Origin of the sequence: Vibrio nigripulchritudo (assembly GCF_027924785.1) — a bacterium.
Classification (GTDB): domain Bacteria; phylum Pseudomonadota; class Gammaproteobacteria; order Enterobacterales; family Vibrionaceae; genus Vibrio; species Vibrio nigripulchritudo.
In genome coordinates this window covers 695,967-713,136 of sequence record NZ_AP027049.1, presented here as the reverse complement: position 1 = coordinate 713,136, position 17,170 = coordinate 695,967, and the positions used below count along the sequence as shown (strand labels likewise).

Here is a 17,170-nt window from a genome sequence, read left to right as displayed (position 1 = left end):
AAATTCTTTATTGAGGAATTTCGTCGCCGTTTCCGGCAGGAATTTCACTCGTTACATCAGCCGGTTGCTCAATAGTTGATGCAGCCTGACTTGGGTTCGCTAGAATGCTTTCTGTTTCGCCGCTGTTTGTAGACATACGACCAAGAACCAAGCTAACGATAAAAAATACGATTGCAAAAATTGCAGTTGTTCGGGTTAGGAAATTTCCTGAGCCACTCGCGCCAAACACTGTGTTTGAAGCACCAGCTCCGAACGAAGCTCCCATATCTGCGCCTTTACCTTGTTGAATCAACACTAGGCCAATAACACCAATCGCTGCCAACAGGTAAATCACAAGTAGAACTGTAAACATTCTTCCACCTATGTTCCAAATTGTTGAGCCAGCGCCGTCGTACTGAACCGGGTTACAGAGACAAGGCTAGCGCACCTCCCTTTCGAAGGCGGAGCAATACTATCGAATGCCTATAACGCTGACAAGTAAAAATTCACTAAATTGTAAAGCTTAGGGGTTAAGTGGTCAAAATATTAGCAAAGCGCTAAAAAAAGCACCTTTCAATACATTTAGACAAATAACCCACTATATAAAGAGCAAAGCAACACGCTTTGCTCCCCGTTATTATACTCAGCAGTTTGCTTTTACTGCTTCAGCTATATCAAGCGCAGATTGCTGAACCAACTCAGCATCTTCACCTTCAACCATTACACGTAGCAGAGGTTCGGTACCTGATTTTCTTAAGAGTACTCGACCTTTTTCGCCAAGTTTGCTTTCAACAATTGCCACTGCATCCTTTACAGCCTGAGCGTCGAGCGGGTTCGAATCACCGCTAAATCGAACATTTTCAAGCACCTGTGGATAGAGTGTCATTCCTTGCGACAGTTCGTTCAATGACATCTCGCTGCCAACAACAGAAGCCAGAACCTGAAGAGCTGCAACAATAGCATCACCGGTTGTAACTTTATCCAATAGGATGACATGACCGGAGTTTTCAGCACCGATCTTCCAGCCTTTTTCAAGCAGTTGTTCCATAACATAACGATCACCAACTGCTGCACGTACAAATGGGATACCTAATTGCTTTAGCCCATTCTCCATACCTAGGTTGGTCATCAGAGTGCCGACTACACCACCTTTCAGTTCACCGCGACGCAGCGCATCTCGAGCAATGATGTAGGCAATTTGGTCGCCATCTACTTTGTTGCCAAGCTCGTCAACCATGATGATGCGATCGCCGTCGCCATCAAAGGCCAAGCCTAGGTTTGCTTGCTCTTCTACAACGCGCTTTTGCAGCGCTCGAACATCAGTCGCACCGACTTCATCGTTGATGTTCGTGCCATTTGGTTCCACACCCATAGCGATAACGTCAGCACCCAACTCTTTAAATACGCTAGGAGCAATGTGGTATGTTGCGCCGTGCGCACAATCGACAACGATCTTCATTCCAGCAAGGCTTAGCTCGTTAGGAAAAGTGCTCTTACAGAACTCAATATATCGACCAGCTGCATCGTTAAGTCGAGATGCTTTACCAAGCTGCGCAGACTCTACGCACTCGATGTCCTTATCAAGTTCGGCTTCGATAGCAAGTTCAATATCGTCAGGAAGTTTTGTGCCCTCTGAAGAGAAGAACTTAATGCCGTTGTCATAGTAAGGGTTATGCGATGCTGAAATCACAATTCCCGCTTCCGCACGAAAAGTTTGCGTAAGGTATGCGACGGCAGGTGTAGGCATTGGTCCAGTAAAGGTAGCTTTCAAGCCAGCAGCAGCCAAGCCTGCCTCAAGAGCTGATTCCAGCATGTACCCAGAGATACGGGTGTCTTTACCAATAATGACTTTCTTTGTACCTTGTTTAGCAAGTACACGTCCAGCAGCCCAGCCAAGCTTTAACACAAAATCGGGAGTGATAGGGTACTGTCCAACTTTTCCACGTACACCATCGGTACCAAAATAACGTCTCTTAGACATAATGTTTCCTAGTAATTGTTATTGATTTTCGCAAATTTTATTAATAATTTTCATGGCTTCAACGGTTTCAGGCACATCATGTACACGTATGATCTGTGCTCCTTTTAAAGCCGCAATACTGGCGCAGGTAACGCTGCCGACAACACATTCAGCGGGTTGCTTCTCCAGCAGTTTAAAAATCATCGATTTACGGGACATTCCAGCAAGTAGTGGCATGCCAAACTGGTGGAATTTTTCCAAGTTCGCCAGCAAATGATAATTGTGCGCTAAGGTTTTGCCAAAACCAAAGCCAGGATCGAGAATCAGTTGTTCTTTTTTAATTCCGGCTTTTTCACAAGCGGTAACACGCTCATTCAAAAATTCGCCAACCTCAAGTAAAACATCCTGATACTTAGGGTTGCTTTGCATTGTTCTTGGCTGACCTTGCATATGCATCAGACATACAGGAACACCCGCACCTGCGGCAACTTCAATGGCACCCGGCTCTTGTAGAGCTCGAACATCATTAATGATATCTGCCCCTGCCTCGACGGCCTGTTTCATCACTTCAGCTTTACTGGTATCAATTGAAATCCATACGTCTGATTTGGCGCGTAATGCGGTTATGACAGGGATGACTCGGTTGAGCTCTTCTTGAAGAGATACTTCTGGAGCCCCCGGTCGTGTTGATTCACCGCCGATATCAATGATGCGGGCACCAGCCTGAATCATTGAGTGCGCTTGCTCTAAAGCATGGTCAATACGATTGAACTTTCCACCATCAGAGAATGAATCAGGCGTGACATTGAGGATCCCCATGACCTGAGGAGTAGATAGGCTGAGTGTTTTTTTATTTGAATGTAAAAACATGATGCTGCTAGAAATAGAAAAACCCCGAGTTTCCTCGGGGTTTGAATTTAACTGATTTTATTCAACGTTTTTGTCTGCGCCATCATCAGAAGATACTGACGGCTTATCGTCTGAATCTTTCTCTTCTGTTTTTGGTTGTGCATTTTTTGCGTTGTTTGACTCTTCTTGAGCACGAGTCTGATCGCCCCAGCCAGCTGGCTCACGAACGTCTTCTTTACGCTCCATCAGGTCATCAATTTGACCCGCATCGATGGTCTCATATTTCATCAACGCATCTTTCATCGTGTGCATGATATCCATGTTTGCTTCTAGGATTTCTCTTGCACGATCGTAGTTGCGGTCAATGATGCTACGAACTTCGTCATCAATTAACTTAGCGGTGTCATCAGAAACGTGCTTGGTTTGCGTTACGCTACGACCAAGGAACACTTCACCTTCGTCTTCTGCATACAGAAGAGGACCAAGTTTTTCAGAGAAGCCCCATTGGGTCACCATCTTACGAGCAATATCGGTTGCACGTTCGATATCATTTGATGCCCCCGTAGATACATGTTCTGAACCGTAGATAAGTTCTTCAGCCAGACGACCACCGTAGAGACTGGAGATCATTGACTCAAGATGCTGACGAGACATACTCACACGATCGTTTTCAGGCAAGTACATCGTCACACCCAGCGCACGACCACGTGGAATGATAGATACCTTGTAAACAGGATCATGCTCTGGAACCAAGCGACCAACAATAGCGTGACCCGCTTCGTGGTATGCCGTTGATTCTTTGATATCTTCCGACATCACCATTGAGCGGCGCTCTGCACCCATCATGATTTTGTCTTTCGCCAGTTCAAACTCAACCATGGAAACGTTGCGCTTGTTACCACGAGCAGCAAACAGAGCCGCTTCGTTAACAAGGTTTGCCAGATCAGCACCAGAGAAACCAGGTGTACCACGAGCAATCAAAGATGGCTCTACGTCACCAGCAAGCGGAACTTTACGCATGTGAACTTTAAGAATTTGCTCACGACCACGAACATCTGGAAGACCAACAACAACCTGACGGTCAAAACGACCAGGACGAAGAAGCGCTGGGTCTAGTACGTCTGGGCGGTTAGTCGCAGCGATAACGATGATACCTTCGTTACCTTCGAAGCCATCCATTTCAACCAGCATTTGGTTAAGAGTCTGCTCACGCTCATCGTGACCACCACCTACACCAGCACCACGCTGACGACCTACTGCATCAATTTCATCAATGAAGATGATACAAGGTGCGGCTTTTTTCGCTTGTTCGAACATGTCACGTACACGAGATGCACCAACACCCACGAACATTTCTACGAAATCAGAACCTGAAATAGTAAAGAAAGGTACTTTTGCTTCACCAGCAATCGCTTTAGCAAGTAACGTTTTACCAGTACCAGGTGGACCCACCATCAATACACCGGTTGGAATTTTACCACCCAGCTTTTGGAATCGACTTGGATCGCGAAGGTAATCCACCAGCTCTTTAACGTCTTCTTTTGCTTCGTCACAACCTGCAACGTCAGCAAACGTCGTTTTGATTTGCTCTTCGCTCATCATACGAGCTTTACTCTTACCGAAAGACATGGCGCCTTTACCGCCACCGCCTTGCATTTGACGCATGAAGAAAATCCATACACCAATCAGTAAGATCATTGGGAACCAGGAAATGAAGATAGTGCCAAGCAGGCTTTGCTCTTCAGGTGGTGTACCAACGACTTTAACGTTCTTGTTGATCAGATCATCAAGTAGCTTGCTGTCATACACAGGCATGTATGTTACATAACGAGTGTTGTCACGACGGTAATACGTGATTTCTCTGTCTTTAAATTGAGCTTCTCGAATCTGGCCTTGGCCAACTTCCTGTACAAATGTGGTGTAATCCACTGTTCTGCCGCTGTTTTCTCCCGGTCCAAAACTCTGGAATACCGACATCAAGACTACGGCGATTACTAGCCACAAAATTAAATTTTTTGCCATGTCACTCAAGGTGTCAGCCTCTCGATAACTAATTGTAATTAAAGGTAGGGTACTACAGTTTATACGCTGTAGCTATAGTGTTAAATTGCTCTTTGTAAACGTAAGCTAGCCTTTGTAACCAGTCGCTACAATATAGACTTCCCGAGAACGTGCTCTGGAAGAGTCTGGCTTTCTTATTTTTACGGTCTTAAACATGTCTCGTACATCTTTAACGTATTGATCAAAGCCTTCGCCCTGGAATACCTTAACCACGAAACTACCATTAGGAGCTAGAACTTGTCGACACATATCCAATGCCAGTTCAACCAGATACATCGCTCTTGGCTGGTCAACGGACTGGTTGCCGGCCATGTTTGGTGCCATATCTGACATCACTACATCAACCATATCTGGCTGAATTCGTTCTAGAAGTGCTTCAAGTACCGCATCTTCTCGAAAATCACCTTGCAGAAACGCCACTCCCGCGATCGAATCCATAGGTAAAATGTCACAAGCGATGACTTGCCCTTCTTCTCTTACGAATTTCGCAGCGTATTGAGACCAACCACCAGGTGCAGCGCCAAGGTCTACTACGGTCATTCCAGGTTTCAGTAACTTATCTTTTTCTTGAATCTCTTCAATTTTGAAGATAGCACGTGAACGGTAGCCTTTCTTCTTTGCTTCATTGACATATTTATCATCGAAGTGCTCTTTCAACCAGCGACCAGAGCTGGCTGAGTGTTTCTGTTTACTCATTCGATTCCTAATTGCTTGAATGACCTTCTACCAAGTGAAGTATGGTAGAAATTATAGTCTTCTGGGATAGATGGCGTTAAAATGGCGGTTTTCAACCCTTATAGTAAACAAAATTGGGCGCACAATGAACCTAAGCACCAAACAAAAGCAGTATTTGAAAGGCCTGGCTCACAGATTGAAACCTGTGGTACTTATGGGCGCCAATGGATTGACCGAAGCAGTACTGGCTGAAATTGAACTGGCACTGGATCACCACGAGCTGATCAAAGTGAAAGTAGCTTCAGAAGACAGAGAAACAAAGAACCTGATTATTGACGCTATCGTACGTGAAACGAAGGCAGAAAAAGTACAAACTATCGGTAAGATGTTGGTTCTTTATCGCCAGTCTGAGGAGCGTAAGATTGAGATTCCTCGTAAGTAAGAACTCTCTCTTACTCATTTGAAGTACTCGTTTACTTCCATCAAAAAAGGTCGCTGGAGCGACCTTTTTTGATCTCAAGGTGAGTAAGTCTTAAATATACTCAACTTTTTCGATGTCGTAATCTTTGATGCCACCAGGTGTGGTAATAGTAACTTCATCGCCTTCCATCTTGCCAATTAGACCACGAGCAATAGGCGAGCTTACTGAAATTTTACCCGCTTTAATGTCGGCCTCGTCATCACCTACAATTTGGTACGTGCTCTCTTGGTCAGTATCCACATCAATCAAGGTGACTGTAGTACCAAAAATTACTTTGCCCGTATTTTCCATTTTGGTTACATCGATAACCTGAGCAACAGAAAGCTTGTATTCAATATCACGAATCTGCGCTTCGCAAATCCCCTGCTCTTCACGAGCGGCATGGTATTCTGCGTTTTCTTTTAAATCACCAAGCTCACGAGCTTCTGCAATCGCTTCAGAAATCAATGGACGACGCTTCATCAACGTTTCCAATTCTTCACGTAACTTCTGCTCACCTTGAGCAGTCATTGGAACTTTTTCCATTTTATACCTCTACAGATAACTGGCTGATTCATTTCACCAGCATCCTCAGACAACAAAACCCCACTCCTGCTCATCAAGTGAGTTGGAGGCGGGGCAAATTGGTTCACATTTCAATTTAGTGTAATCAAACTTTTTCACGAGGTCACGTCTTTCAAAAGTTGGGAGTCACAATTCCTAGAATTGCCCGATTAAATCCATTGAATTCAATCACCAAACTTATAAATCAAACGCCACCCAAACATAATTCATATAAAAAAATATAAAAAAATAATTGAGAAAAAAATCAAAAAAATCATTAACTCATTGTTTCTAATGGGTGAGTCAATATCAAAAACCTAAAAAAACAATGTTCACTATTTCATTTTATATCATTTTACTAACGGCTAGCTGAACTTTAGGGGTACAACTTCCTCACCTTATAAATGCGAATGAGATCACGCAGTTAGCTGCTGATATCAAACGCATCCCTAAGTGGGCAGGGAATAACCTATCTGCTTATATTTACGGACTAAAATTAGGACTTAGAAAGCAATGAACAAAAAACTGATTGCTCTAGCTGTGGCTGCGGCTGCTAGCACTACTAGCGCTACTGCTGCTGAAATCGCGAAAAACGACAATGCTTCTCTTGAAATGGGTGGTCGTGTTGAAGCGCGTCTATCTCTTAAAGACAACAAAGTAGAAGACAAATCTCGTGTACGTCTAAACTTCCTAGGCAAAACTGAGATCACTGACGAGCTATACGGTCTAGGCTTCTACGAAGGTGAGTTCAAAGCTTACAGTGAAAAGAATGACTTTGACAAGGATATCCACACATCCAACAATGATTCAATTGAGCATCGCTACGCATTTGCAGGTATCGGTGGCAATTTTGGTGAAGTAACTTTTGGTACTGTTAAAGGTTCTCTACAAGCGGTAACTGACTTCACGGATATCATGGCTTACCACGGTAACACTGCAGCACCTAAAGTAAACGCGGCAGACCGTCCAGATCGCTCTGTAGCATACGCTGGTACTTTCGGTGATTTCGAAGCGCGTGCAAACTACACATTTGGTTCTTCTGTAAAACCAAACTCAGATAAATCTTCGTGGGAGAAAGACAACAACGGCGGTTACGCTCTGTCTGGTATCTACAACATCGGTGAAACTGGTGCTCGTGTAACTGCGGCTTACGCAGCTCAAGACGAGTCTGCAACTAAGTCTGTTAAAGAGTTCATGCTAGGTGCTTCTTACGAATTTGACGCATTCTACGTAGCAGGTCTTTACACCAACATCGACAACCAAGAAGACGGTGCGAACAACGGTTCTAAAGGTGACGGTTACGAACTAGCAGCGGCTTACACTATGGGTCAGGCTAAGTTCACTACGACTTACAACCGTTTGAACAACAAATCAAACGCTGCTAACTCTGATTCAGAAGTAGAAAAAGACAACATCGCTGTTGATGCAACTTACTTCTTTAACGATAACTTCCGTTCATACGTATCTTACAACTTCAATCTGCTTGATTCAGACAAAGTTGGTAAGCTAGGTGCACAGAACGAAGCTGTTCTAGGTCTACGTTACGACTTCTAATTTAGCTTTCCGCTAAGTTTTATAGAAAAAGCGCTCACCACTGGTGGGCGTTTTTTTTCATCTATTCTTTGCTACACTGAACATCGATATGCACCTCTGAACTCATATTATGCGAACTTTGATCACTCTGCTTTCTCTTCTGGTTTTTCCCTCTTTTGCTTATGCACCGTTAGACTCGTTACCTTATGGTTCAAGACACACTTTGCTAGTGTCTGACAGTATGGGAAATCACTCCATCAATTTAGCCAGTGAGCAATTTTTCCCGCCAGCCAGCACATTAAAAATTGCGACCGCATTGGCAGCCAAGCTGGAATTAGGAGATGATTTTCGTTTCGAGACACATCTCGAAATACAGGAAAAGAATCTGGTTATTCGCTTTAGTGGTGATCCTGAGCTGAAAACCGCCCATCTAACTGCACTTACCACTAACCTAAAAGCACAAGGCATTAATCGGTTAGAAAACGTCATATTGGATAACAGTGCATTCAGAGGGTATGAACGTGCGGTGGGATGGCCTTGGGATATATTGGGGGTTTGCTACAGCGCCCCTGCAAGCGCAATTACTTTAGACAACAACTGTGTACAGGCCTCTGTTTCATCCAAGCCAAATCAGGCTACATCTGTATTTGTTCCAGCGCACCAGCCAATTAAAGTGACCACCGATGCTTTGAGCCTCAGTAAAATGGCGCAGAAATCCAAACGCTGTGATTTAGAACTTCTGACATCAGAAGGAAACCAGTATCACCTGTCGGGCTGCATGCAAGAGCGAAGCAAGCCACTACCCCTAAAATTTGCCGTTCAGGACACTACTCTTTACGTTTCGGCAATTATTAAGCGTATTCTTGCGGAGAATGACATTCAGGTTAGTGGGAAGATTTACGCAGATAATGTTGCACCAAAAGGCATTATCGTTGCGACTCACCAGTCTGCTCCTTTACCTGAACTGCTGACCATAATGCTGAGAAAGTCTGATAACTTAATCGCTGACAACCTCACTAAAACGCTTGGCGCACGTTTTTATCACCAACCTGGTAGCTTTTCTAATGGCACTGAAGCGATAAAGCAGATCTTATTTACCCGAGCAGGTATCGATCTTGAGCATGCGAAGCTTGAAGACGGTTCTGGGCTGTCGCGCAACAACCGACTGACCAGCTCAGATATGGAACAGATTTTAAGGTACATCTGGAAGTATGATGTGAAATTAGGGCTGATCGAGTTGCTTCCTATATCCGGTCAGTCTGGGACGTTGAAATACCGCCAAAGCATGAGAAAGCCCCCTATTGCAGGCAGACTTGCAGCGAAAAGCGGTTCCCTGTACGGAAGCTATAATATGGCAGGGTTTGTATTAGATGAAAACAACAAACCTCAATCGCTGTTTGTTCAATTTATTACCGACTATCACCCTGTTAAGAAAGACGATGCTCCAAAAGTCATCGCTCCTATTTTTCACTTTGAAAAACAATTCTATAAGGACTTGGTTAACTCAACCCTAAAAAGTGATTAACGACAGTAAAATAGATCCAGATACCAGAAATATCGACAATTGAGGCGAGCACTGGGCTGACTAATACTGCGGGGTCTAATTTGCATACTCGCGCGAGTATCGGTAGCACGCCACCTAACGTTGTCGATAGGGTGATTTGTATAAAGAGCGCAGTGGCAATAGCCATCGCCATCAAATGGAGGTCATAATCAGAATCACTTCCTGTACCGTTGAAAAGAAGTATTCTCATAGCAATAACCACGACAACAACCACAGCCAACATTACAGCAATTCGGCTCTCCTTCCACATCACACTAAGCCACTGCCTTTTCTTGAGTTCATTAGTCGCTAAAGCACGAATCACTAATGTCGCCGCCTGAGAGCCCGTGTTTCCGCCAGCCGCGGCAATCACTGGCATGTACACTGCAAGCAATACCAGCTGGCTCAATGTATCCTCATACTGCGCAATGATTAGCCCAGAAACGATGCCAAGCAGTGATAACGCCAATATCCACCCAACTCTCTGCCTGAAATGCTCAAAAACACCTGTGCTTAAATACCCTTTGGTCGTCTCTGCTTCCGAGCGGATTAACCCAAGTTGCACCGCATAGTGCCTCGCCCGTAAGTCGTGTCCTTTTTCTTCCAACTTTTGCAATAAGATATGAACGTGTCTAATTGGGCACATTGCCAGCACGCAAACAGCCTCCTCTATCGGCATTACCGTAAGCAGATGAACTTGTTGCGCTTGTTCGTATTGAAGAAAGGCGCCGTATGCAGTACTGATTTCTACATTTGAAAAGTGTGGGGCTTGAATAAAGGTCATAGCGAATCTCCCGATTAGCTTTACGTTTGTGTTTCCCAAACGCAAAATGTGATCGACCATGCCAGCTCAGATGTCTGGTTCTCATGAGTATTTAGAAGGAAAATATAGAAGCTAATACCCTGCCACTCCGACAAGACATTAGATGTTTCAATGCCGGAAGGTTATTTTTCTCTTTGGCTACTTGGAGGATGGTCGGCATTGTTCATAAATAAACTCCTGAAAGCTGCTTTATGTAGCCGAAAAATTCTAGCACAATGTTTTGCGTATCAAACTCAATAAAAAGTAAATTTATCAGTAAAATAATCAAACAATATCAAGGATATAATCTACTTCAATGAGACTGTTATAACTGATTGATCAATAGTACTCCGTATTGATATTGATTCTCATTAAGTGCAAATCTAGAATGGCTGTCCCTATTGCGAATGTCCTATAATAGGGATTGTAACTTTAACTGACCTCAGGCTGATCTTAACCCAATGGAAAAAGTGCAAAGCAATACATCAATTTCAAATGGAAAGCGCATTTTCCTTATCACACTAGGCTGGCTAACTGTTGCTCTTGCCTTTGTTGGGGTATTCGTGCCTTTACTTCCAACCGTTCCGTTTTTGCTGGTCACTCTATACTGTTTTGGTGCAACATCGGAAAAATTCCAGACCTGGTTACTCAACAACAAATACTTAGGTCCTATCGCCAACAGACTGAAGAATAAGCAGGGGCTGACCAAAGCTGAGAAAATTCAGTCCTTAATTTTGATATGGCTTTCGATGGGTGCCGTGCTCTATTTTCTAGCGTGGGGAACGCATTGGCAGTACGGGATCATATCCCTGCTGATATTCGAGACTTGGTTTATATTGAGGTTCAAGAGTTACGTGCCGGAGTGACGCACGAACTCCTGAACAGCGGCATAAAAAAACCTGGCATTTGCCAGGTTTTTTGTTCTTATTTTAATGTTACGCGAGCGAACTTACGCTTACCGACTTGATAAATCGCTGTACCTGCTTCTGGTACCAGCTTGTTACCCGCAACTTTTTCACCGTCAATTTTCGCTGCGCCCTGCTTAATCATTCGCATGGCATCAGAAGTCGAATTTACCAAACCTGCTTCTTTTAAGAGGTTCGCAATTGGCAGACCTGCATCGAATTCGAACTCAGGCATTTCGTCAGGCATCGCTCCTTTTTGGAAACGATTAATGAACTCTTGCTCGGCTGCATCAGCATCAGCTTCAGTATGGAAGCGTGCGATGATCTCTTTCGCAAGCAAGATCTTCACATCACGTGGGTTTTTGCCATTAGCAATGTCAGTCTTAAATTGCTCAATTTCACCCAGTGGACGGAATGACAATAGCTCATAGTAGTTCCACATCAGATCATCAGAGATGGACATGATCTTGCCAAACATTTCACTTGGTGACTCACTAATACCAATGTAGTTGTTGGCGGATTTAGACATCTTCTTCTCACCGTCTAAACCAACAAGCAATGGCATCATCAGCACAGCCTGTGGCTTCTGACCACTCGATTTCTGAAGTTCACGCCCCATCAAAAGGTTAAATTTCTGATCTGTACCACCTAGCTCAACATCAGTTTCCATTGCTACGGAATCCCAACCTTGAAGAAGTGGGTACATAAATTCATGAATCGCAATTGGCTGACCACCAGCATAACGCTTTTTAAAATCGTCACGCTCTAACATACGTGCAACCGTCTGGTTCGAAGCCAAGCGGATCATCCCTTCAGCACCCAACTCAGATAACCACTCAGAGTTAAACTGGATCTTTGTTTTTGCTGGGTCAAGAATTTTGAAAACCTGCTCTTTGTAGGTTTCTGCGTTACGCAGAACATCTTCACGGCTCAATGGAGGACGCGTGTTGTTTTTGCCCGTTGGGTCACCCACCATCGCAGTGAAATCACCGATAAGGAAAGTCACTTCATGGCCAAGATCCTGGAATGTACGAAGCTTATTAAAAATAACGGTGTGACCAAGGTGGATATCCGGCGCAGTTGGATCTGCCCCTAGCTTGATGCGTAAAGGACGCCTTTCTTTTAGCTTTTCAATCAATTCTTCTTCAGGAATCAGCTCTTCTACACCACGCTTTATTTCAGCCAGTGCTGCTTCAATACTCGCCATTCTTGTTCACTCCCACAGATTTGGCAAAAATTTGATATTCCGCCATCTTACTTGAATAGCGCTCAGTTTTGAAACCAGTTAGACTCAGTAATTGTCTTTTTTATATCATTAACCCAATAAATGGATTCCGATGTCTAAATTCGCACGTCTTTCTCTGCTGCATCGAGTATGGATTGCCTTCTTTTCTGCGATAGTGTTTGGCGCAGTGTTTCTTCTTCCAGACGCCAAAGAGCTCAGACCCAATGATCAAACCCTAGAAGTTGGAAAGGTTTATTCCATTGATATAGATGGTACAAATCTAAGCCCGAGCTACGAACCTAAAACCCTTTCTCTTATTCGCTGGGAAACACATAAAGTAGGCTCCGGAGAAAGTGCTGCAATTCTGTTTAACCGCATCGGATTGTCTCCACGTTTGCTGCATAACCTCATCAGTAGCAACAAAGAAATAAATCAGCAGCTCTCCCGGTTAAGACCCGGTGATACGCTAAAATTCGGCTTTGACGAAAATAATGAGCTGATTCATTTGAATCGGCAGCTAAATGCCTTCGAAACCTTCAGTATTACCCGTGCAGATGATCGCTATACCTCTCAACTGAAAAAGAAAGAGGTAAATGTTCAATACAACTATGCCGAAGCCGAAATTACCTCTAACTTTTGGAATGCTGGTGTCACAGCAGGATTAAATGCCAATCAGATAATGGAACTGGCTGGGATCTTTGGTTGGGATATCGACTTCGCTCTGGATATTCGCAAAGGCGACAACTTCCAGGTTCTTTACGAAGAAAAGGTTGTAGAAGGTGAAAAGGTTGGTCGTGGCAATATCATAGCCGCTATCTTTACTAACCAGGGGGACACCTTTAAAGCCATTCGCGACAAGAAAACCGGTAATTACTATGACCAAGATGGTCGAGCCATGAAAAAAGCATTCTTGCGCTCCCCTGTTAACTTCCGATACGTGAGTTCCAACTTTAACCCAAGACGACTTCACCCTGTAACGGGGCGCGTCAGACCGCACCGAGGCACCGACTATGTGGCCCCTGTTGGGACACCAATTTGGGCGGCGGGTGACGGCATTGTTGAAAAGGCTGGTTACAACAAATTCAACGGTAACTATGTTTTCATCAGACACAGCAGCACTTACATTACAAAATACCTTCACCTGAAAAAGCGCTCTGTTAAAACTGGTCAGCGGGTAAAACAGGGGCAAACAGTGGGAACATTAGGCGGAACTGGTCGTGTAACTGGTCCTCACCTGCATTACGAGTTTTTGGTTAACGGTGTTCATAAAAACCCAAGAACAGTGAAACTACCGGAAGCAAAATCGTTAAAAGGAAAAGCCAAGCAAACCTTTGTTGCTAACTCGAAACTCAGATTAGAGCAGCTAGAAAAATACAAAGTGTTGTTGCAGCCAATAGAAAGCTAGTTTTCTGACATCAATAAAAAACGCCAGCCCAAGGGCTGGCGTTTGCGTTTCTGACTAACGCTATCAAGAAGCTTTGTCCACCAGTTCTAACTCTGGTTCAGACTCAGGTCTGCTTACTTCTTTAGGTTCACGCCCTAGCATCAATAGACAAGGAGTGAGCACCAATGTAAGAACCGTGGCAAACGCCAGTCCACCCGCAACTGCCGTTGCAAGTTGAGACCACCATTGAGTACTAGGCGCACCAAATTCAATCTTCTGATTGATTAGGTCGATGTTCATCTCCAGTACCATAGGTAATAGCCCCAGTATGGTTGTCACGGTTGTTAACATAACAGGTCTCAAACGCTGAACACCGGTTCTCAGAATGGCGGTTGTCTTATCTAGACCACGCTTTCTCAATTGATTGTAGGTATCAATCAATACGATATTGTTGTTCACCACAATACCTGCCAGAGCAATCACACCGATACCAGACATGATGACACCGAAAGGTCGTTGGAATATCAGTAAGCCGACAAAGACGCCTACCGTTGAGAACAGAACCGCACTCAATATCAGTAGCGCCTGATAGAAGCTGTTGAACTGAGTGATCAATATCAGAGCCATGACTGCCAAAGCAATCAGGAAAGCTTTTTGTAAGAAAGCAGAAGAGTTTTGCTGCTCTTCATTCTGACCTCGGATTTTGTATTCCACTCCAGCCGGCAGTTCCAACTCAGACAGTGCCTGCTCAATACCTGGCAATTCGTTGGTCAGGTTATACCCTTCCTTCATGTCTGCCATGATATTGATGATACGGTGACCGTCGATTCGACTGATCGTATCCTGCTTTTGACTCGGAGTGATCTCAGCAAAGTTGGTAATTGGAACCAGACCCGCCTGAGTTTTCACCCTCAGTTGATCGAAACGCCCGATATCACGCTTGTCTTCAGGGAAACGTACCAAGATGTCGACTTCTTCATTGGCATCATCTGGTAAGTAATCACCAATCTTCAGACCGTTAGTGACAAACTGAACCGTGTTACCCACCAAGGTGGCGTCCGCAGCAAAGCGTGAGGCATCATCACGGCGAATGTCTATTTGCCAGTCGATCCCTTCTTTGCTTGAAGTATCGTTCAAGTTAGTAAATGCAGGGTAGGAATCTGCCCAGTGACGAACTATCTTAGCCGCATCATCCAAGCCACTTGGAATACGGGAGGACATTTCAATCACAAGATCATTTTCAACAGGGGGACCTGCGTCAGGGAACTTATACTCGATCTCCACGCCAGCAAATTTATCTGTCGCTTCGCGCAGTTCGTCAATAATCACCTTCACCTTGCGGCGATACTGCCAATCAACTGGTGTGATTTGAATTTGCCCGATCTCTTCTTTTCCGCCAGTTTTGGTGTAAACACTTTTAAACTCATCGTGCCCAAGTACAACGGCTTCAACCTCGCGCATGATGGTATCTTTCTCACGAAGAGACAAATCACCATGAGAACGCACTTTTACGGTAAAGAAAGGAGGATCCACTTCTGGGAAAAACTCTGCACCTAACCCAGCTTTTCCATAGGCAAAACCAACGGCAATCGCCAGTAGAATTGCGGACAACAGTATCTTGAGTGGATGCTTTATCGCAACCGACAAGGTCTTGTAGTAAGCCTTGGTTAAACCTGTCGCTTTTTCAAAGTCGCCATCATGTAATGCCACCATCTCAGCTTGTTTAGCAGGCGACACGAATTGTGGCTTACCAAGCAGCCCACCTAATACCGGAACAAACAGCAGTGCCATAACAAGTGATGCAGACAGCGTTGCGATCAGGGTCAGCGGCAGATACTTCATAAACTCGCCTGTTACATCTGGCCAGAATAGAAGCGGAGCAAATGCAGCCAATGTGGTTGCGGTAGATGCGGTGATGGGCCACGCCATTCGTTTTGCAGCATCTCGGTAAGCTTCTCGCTTATGGACGCCTTCCTGCATCCGGCGATCCGCAAACTCGGTGACCACGATTGCCCCATCTACCAACATACCGACGGCCATGATCAACGAGAACAGAACGACGATATTGACGGTAAGACCAAAGATCGCCAACACCAAAAGACCGGTTAGGAAAGAACCAGGAATCGAGACCCCAACCAAAAATGCGGTACGGGTACCTAGAATAGCGATGATCACAATGACCACCAAAATAATGGCAGACAAGATGTTATTTTGAAGATCATTAAGCATGATCTTCACATCTTTGGATTCATCCCACGTGTACTTAACCAACAGGTTCGACGGCCAGTCCTCGCGTTTTTGCGCTTCACTAAGAACGGTTTTCACCAGTTCAACGGTATCAATGATGTTTTCACCGGCACGTTTTTTCACATCCAAAACGACGGCGGACTCACCATCTAAACGAGCATAACTTTCCGGATCACGGAACGCGCGTCTGACTGTAGCAATGTCTCCAAAGGTAATCACCTGCTTCCCATCAACTTTAACAGGTAATTCCAGAACATCTTTCAAGGAATCAAAAACTGAAGGGACTTTAACCGAGAATCGACCATAACCTGTATCGACAAAACCCGCGGCAACCACCTTGTTGTTCTGAGCAATCAGGTTATAAATGTCTCCCTGATCCAGACCGTAACTTTCCATAAGAAGTGGGTCGACAATAATTTCCACGACATCATCGCGGTCACCAGCAATATCGACTTCCAGAACTTGTCGGAAGCTTTCAAGTTTGTCACGGATCTGGCGACCAATCTGAACGATAGTTCGCTCTGGCACTGTGCCATAAAGCACCACAGATAGAACTGGCTGCTCAGATGCCAATGTCACTTCGTTGACTGTCGGTTCGTCACTGTCGGCTGGAAGCTTAGGTTTTGCCAAATCTACCGCTTCACGTACGTCAGCCATGGCTTTATTTAAGTCCACACCAACATTGAACTCTAGCATGACTGAAGCGTGCCCTTCAGACGCCGTCGAGTTCATCTCCTTCACGCCTTCAATCGAACGCAGTTCCTGCTCAATCGGGCGAACAAGCAATCGCTCTGAGTCACCAGGAGAGATACCTTGGTGACCAACAGACACGTAAATAATAGGAATGGTAATATCAGGGCTGGATTCTTTTGGAATCGCCTGATACGTCAAAGCGCCAGCAACAAGAATCAGGATCAGGAAGGTGATCATGGTCCTGCTGCGAGATAACGCTGCATCTATCACGGAGTACATAATTCAGTCTC

Annotated in this window: 14 protein-coding genes; 5 read left to right on the top strand and 9 right to left on the bottom strand. The window is 44.7% G+C overall.

Annotation, left to right across the window (positions count from 1 at the left end):
• Window positions 1–7: 7 nt before the first annotated feature.
• From secG to rlmE, 5 genes are all read right to left on the bottom strand, one after another.
• Complete coding sequence (gene secG / locus QMG91_RS03430) at window positions 8–352, bottom strand: preprotein translocase subunit SecG (RefSeq protein WP_004401952.1); 345 nt, start codon at window positions 350–352, stop codon at window positions 8–10.
• Between the two features lie 270 nt (window positions 353–622).
• Window positions 623–1,963, bottom strand: coding sequence for a phosphoglucosamine mutase (gene glmM, locus QMG91_RS03425; protein ID WP_145975640.1), 1,341 nt, complete (start codon window positions 1,961–1,963; stop codon window positions 623–625).
• A gap of 15 nt (window positions 1,964–1,978) precedes the next feature.
• Entirely contained in the window at window positions 1,979–2,809 is an 831-nt protein-coding gene (folP, locus tag QMG91_RS03420) for a dihydropteroate synthase (protein WP_281828916.1), read from the bottom strand.
• A 57-nt stretch (window positions 2,810–2,866) separates the two neighbouring features.
• Complete coding sequence (gene ftsH / locus QMG91_RS03415; protein ID WP_004401949.1) at window positions 2,867–4,810, bottom strand: ATP-dependent zinc metalloprotease FtsH; 1,944 nt, start codon at window positions 4,808–4,810, stop codon at window positions 2,867–2,869.
• 105 nt (window positions 4,811–4,915) lie between these two features.
• Window positions 4,916–5,545, bottom strand: a complete 630-nt coding sequence (gene rlmE, locus QMG91_RS03410) for a 23S rRNA (uridine(2552)-2'-O)-methyltransferase RlmE (RefSeq protein WP_281828914.1) — start codon at window positions 5,543–5,545, stop codon at window positions 4,916–4,918.
• A gap of 124 nt (window positions 5,546–5,669) precedes the next feature.
• Between rlmE and yhbY the strand changes: the two genes are divergently transcribed.
• Window positions 5,670–5,966, top strand: a complete 297-nt coding sequence (gene yhbY, locus QMG91_RS03405) for a ribosome assembly RNA-binding protein YhbY (RefSeq protein WP_004401947.1) — start codon at window positions 5,670–5,672, stop codon at window positions 5,964–5,966.
• A 90-nt stretch (window positions 5,967–6,056) separates the two neighbouring features.
• Here the strand turns inward: yhbY and greA are convergent, their stop codons facing one another.
• Entirely contained in the window at window positions 6,057–6,530 is a 474-nt protein-coding gene (greA, locus tag QMG91_RS03400; protein WP_004401946.1) for a transcription elongation factor GreA, read from the bottom strand.
• Between the two features lie 531 nt (window positions 6,531–7,061).
• On the opposite strand from greA, the gene QMG91_RS03395 reads away from it, so the two are divergent.
• Complete coding sequence (locus tag QMG91_RS03395; RefSeq protein ID WP_281828910.1) at window positions 7,062–8,102, top strand: porin; 1,041 nt, start codon at window positions 7,062–7,064, stop codon at window positions 8,100–8,102.
• A gap of 109 nt (window positions 8,103–8,211) precedes the next feature.
• Entirely contained in the window at window positions 8,212–9,606 is a 1,395-nt protein-coding gene (dacB, locus tag QMG91_RS03390) for a serine-type D-Ala-D-Ala carboxypeptidase (protein WP_281828908.1), read from the top strand.
• Here the strand turns inward: dacB and QMG91_RS03385 are convergent.
• A complete protein-coding gene (locus tag QMG91_RS03385; protein WP_281828906.1) occupies window positions 9,581–10,408 on the bottom strand; it encodes a magnesium transporter in 828 nt (275 codons plus the stop codon). The two genes, dacB and QMG91_RS03385, sit on opposite strands and share 26 nt — an antisense overlap.
• A gap of 479 nt (window positions 10,409–10,887) precedes the next feature.
• On the opposite strand from QMG91_RS03385, the gene QMG91_RS03380 reads away from it, so the two are divergent.
• Window positions 10,888–11,292: a YbaN family protein gene (locus QMG91_RS03380; RefSeq protein ID WP_022589651.1), complete on the top strand. Its 405-nt coding sequence runs from the start codon at window positions 10,888–10,890 to the stop codon at window positions 11,290–11,292.
• Window positions 11,293–11,350: 58 nt separating this feature from the next.
• Here QMG91_RS03380 and tyrS read toward each other — a convergent pair whose 3' ends face one another.
• Window positions 11,351–12,538, bottom strand: coding sequence for a tyrosine--tRNA ligase (gene tyrS / locus QMG91_RS03375; protein WP_281828904.1), 1,188 nt, complete (start codon window positions 12,536–12,538; stop codon window positions 11,351–11,353).
• Window positions 12,539–12,668: 130 nt separating this feature from the next.
• Between tyrS and QMG91_RS03370 the strand changes: the two genes are divergently transcribed.
• Window positions 12,669–13,961 (top strand): peptidoglycan DD-metalloendopeptidase family protein, encoded by a 1,293-nt coding sequence (locus QMG91_RS03370; RefSeq protein ID WP_281828902.1) that lies wholly within the window; start codon window positions 12,669–12,671, stop codon window positions 13,959–13,961.
• Between the two features lie 63 nt (window positions 13,962–14,024).
• On the opposite strand, the gene QMG91_RS03365 is transcribed toward QMG91_RS03370, so the two are convergent.
• On the bottom strand, window positions 14,025–17,159 hold the full coding sequence (locus QMG91_RS03365; RefSeq protein ID WP_004401937.1) for an efflux RND transporter permease subunit: 3,135 nt from the start codon (window positions 17,157–17,159) through the stop codon (window positions 14,025–14,027).
• Between the last annotated feature and the right edge of the window lie 11 nt (window positions 17,160–17,170).

Bases quoted from the DNA above. Each gene is read 5' to 3' on its own strand.
- yhbY (WP_004401947.1), top strand. From the start codon at position 5,670: ATGAACCTAAGCACCAAACAAAAGCAGTATTTGAAAGGCCTGGCTCAC.
- secG (WP_004401952.1), bottom strand. From the start codon at position 352: ATGTTTACAGTTCTACTTGTGATTTACCTGTTGGCAGCGATTGGTGTT.
- ftsH (WP_004401949.1), bottom strand. From the start codon at position 4,810: ATGGCAAAAAATTTAATTTTGTGGCTAGTAATCGCCGTAGTCTTGATG.
- tyrS (WP_281828904.1), bottom strand. From the start codon at position 12,538: ATGGCGAGTATTGAAGCAGCACTGGCTGAAATAAAGCGTGGTGTAGAA.
- QMG91_RS03365 (WP_004401937.1), bottom strand. From the start codon at position 17,159: ATGTACTCCGTGATAGATGCAGCGTTATCTCGCAGCAGGACCATGATC.
- QMG91_RS03385 (WP_281828906.1), bottom strand. From the start codon at position 10,408: ATGACCTTTATTCAAGCCCCACACTTTTCAAATGTAGAAATCAGTACT.
- QMG91_RS03395 (WP_281828910.1), top strand. From the start codon at position 7,062: ATGAACAAAAAACTGATTGCTCTAGCTGTGGCTGCGGCTGCTAGCACT.
- QMG91_RS03370 (WP_281828902.1), top strand. From the start codon at position 12,669: ATGTCTAAATTCGCACGTCTTTCTCTGCTGCATCGAGTATGGATTGCC.
- QMG91_RS03380 (WP_022589651.1), top strand. From the start codon at position 10,888: ATGGAAAAAGTGCAAAGCAATACATCAATTTCAAATGGAAAGCGCATT.
- greA (WP_004401946.1), bottom strand. From the start codon at position 6,530: ATGGAAAAAGTTCCAATGACTGCTCAAGGTGAGCAGAAGTTACGTGAA.
- folP (WP_281828916.1), bottom strand. From the start codon at position 2,809: ATGTTTTTACATTCAAATAAAAAAACACTCAGCCTATCTACTCCTCAG.
- rlmE (WP_281828914.1), bottom strand. From the start codon at position 5,545: ATGAGTAAACAGAAACACTCAGCCAGCTCTGGTCGCTGGTTGAAAGAG.
- dacB (WP_281828908.1), top strand. From the start codon at position 8,212: ATGCGAACTTTGATCACTCTGCTTTCTCTTCTGGTTTTTCCCTCTTTT.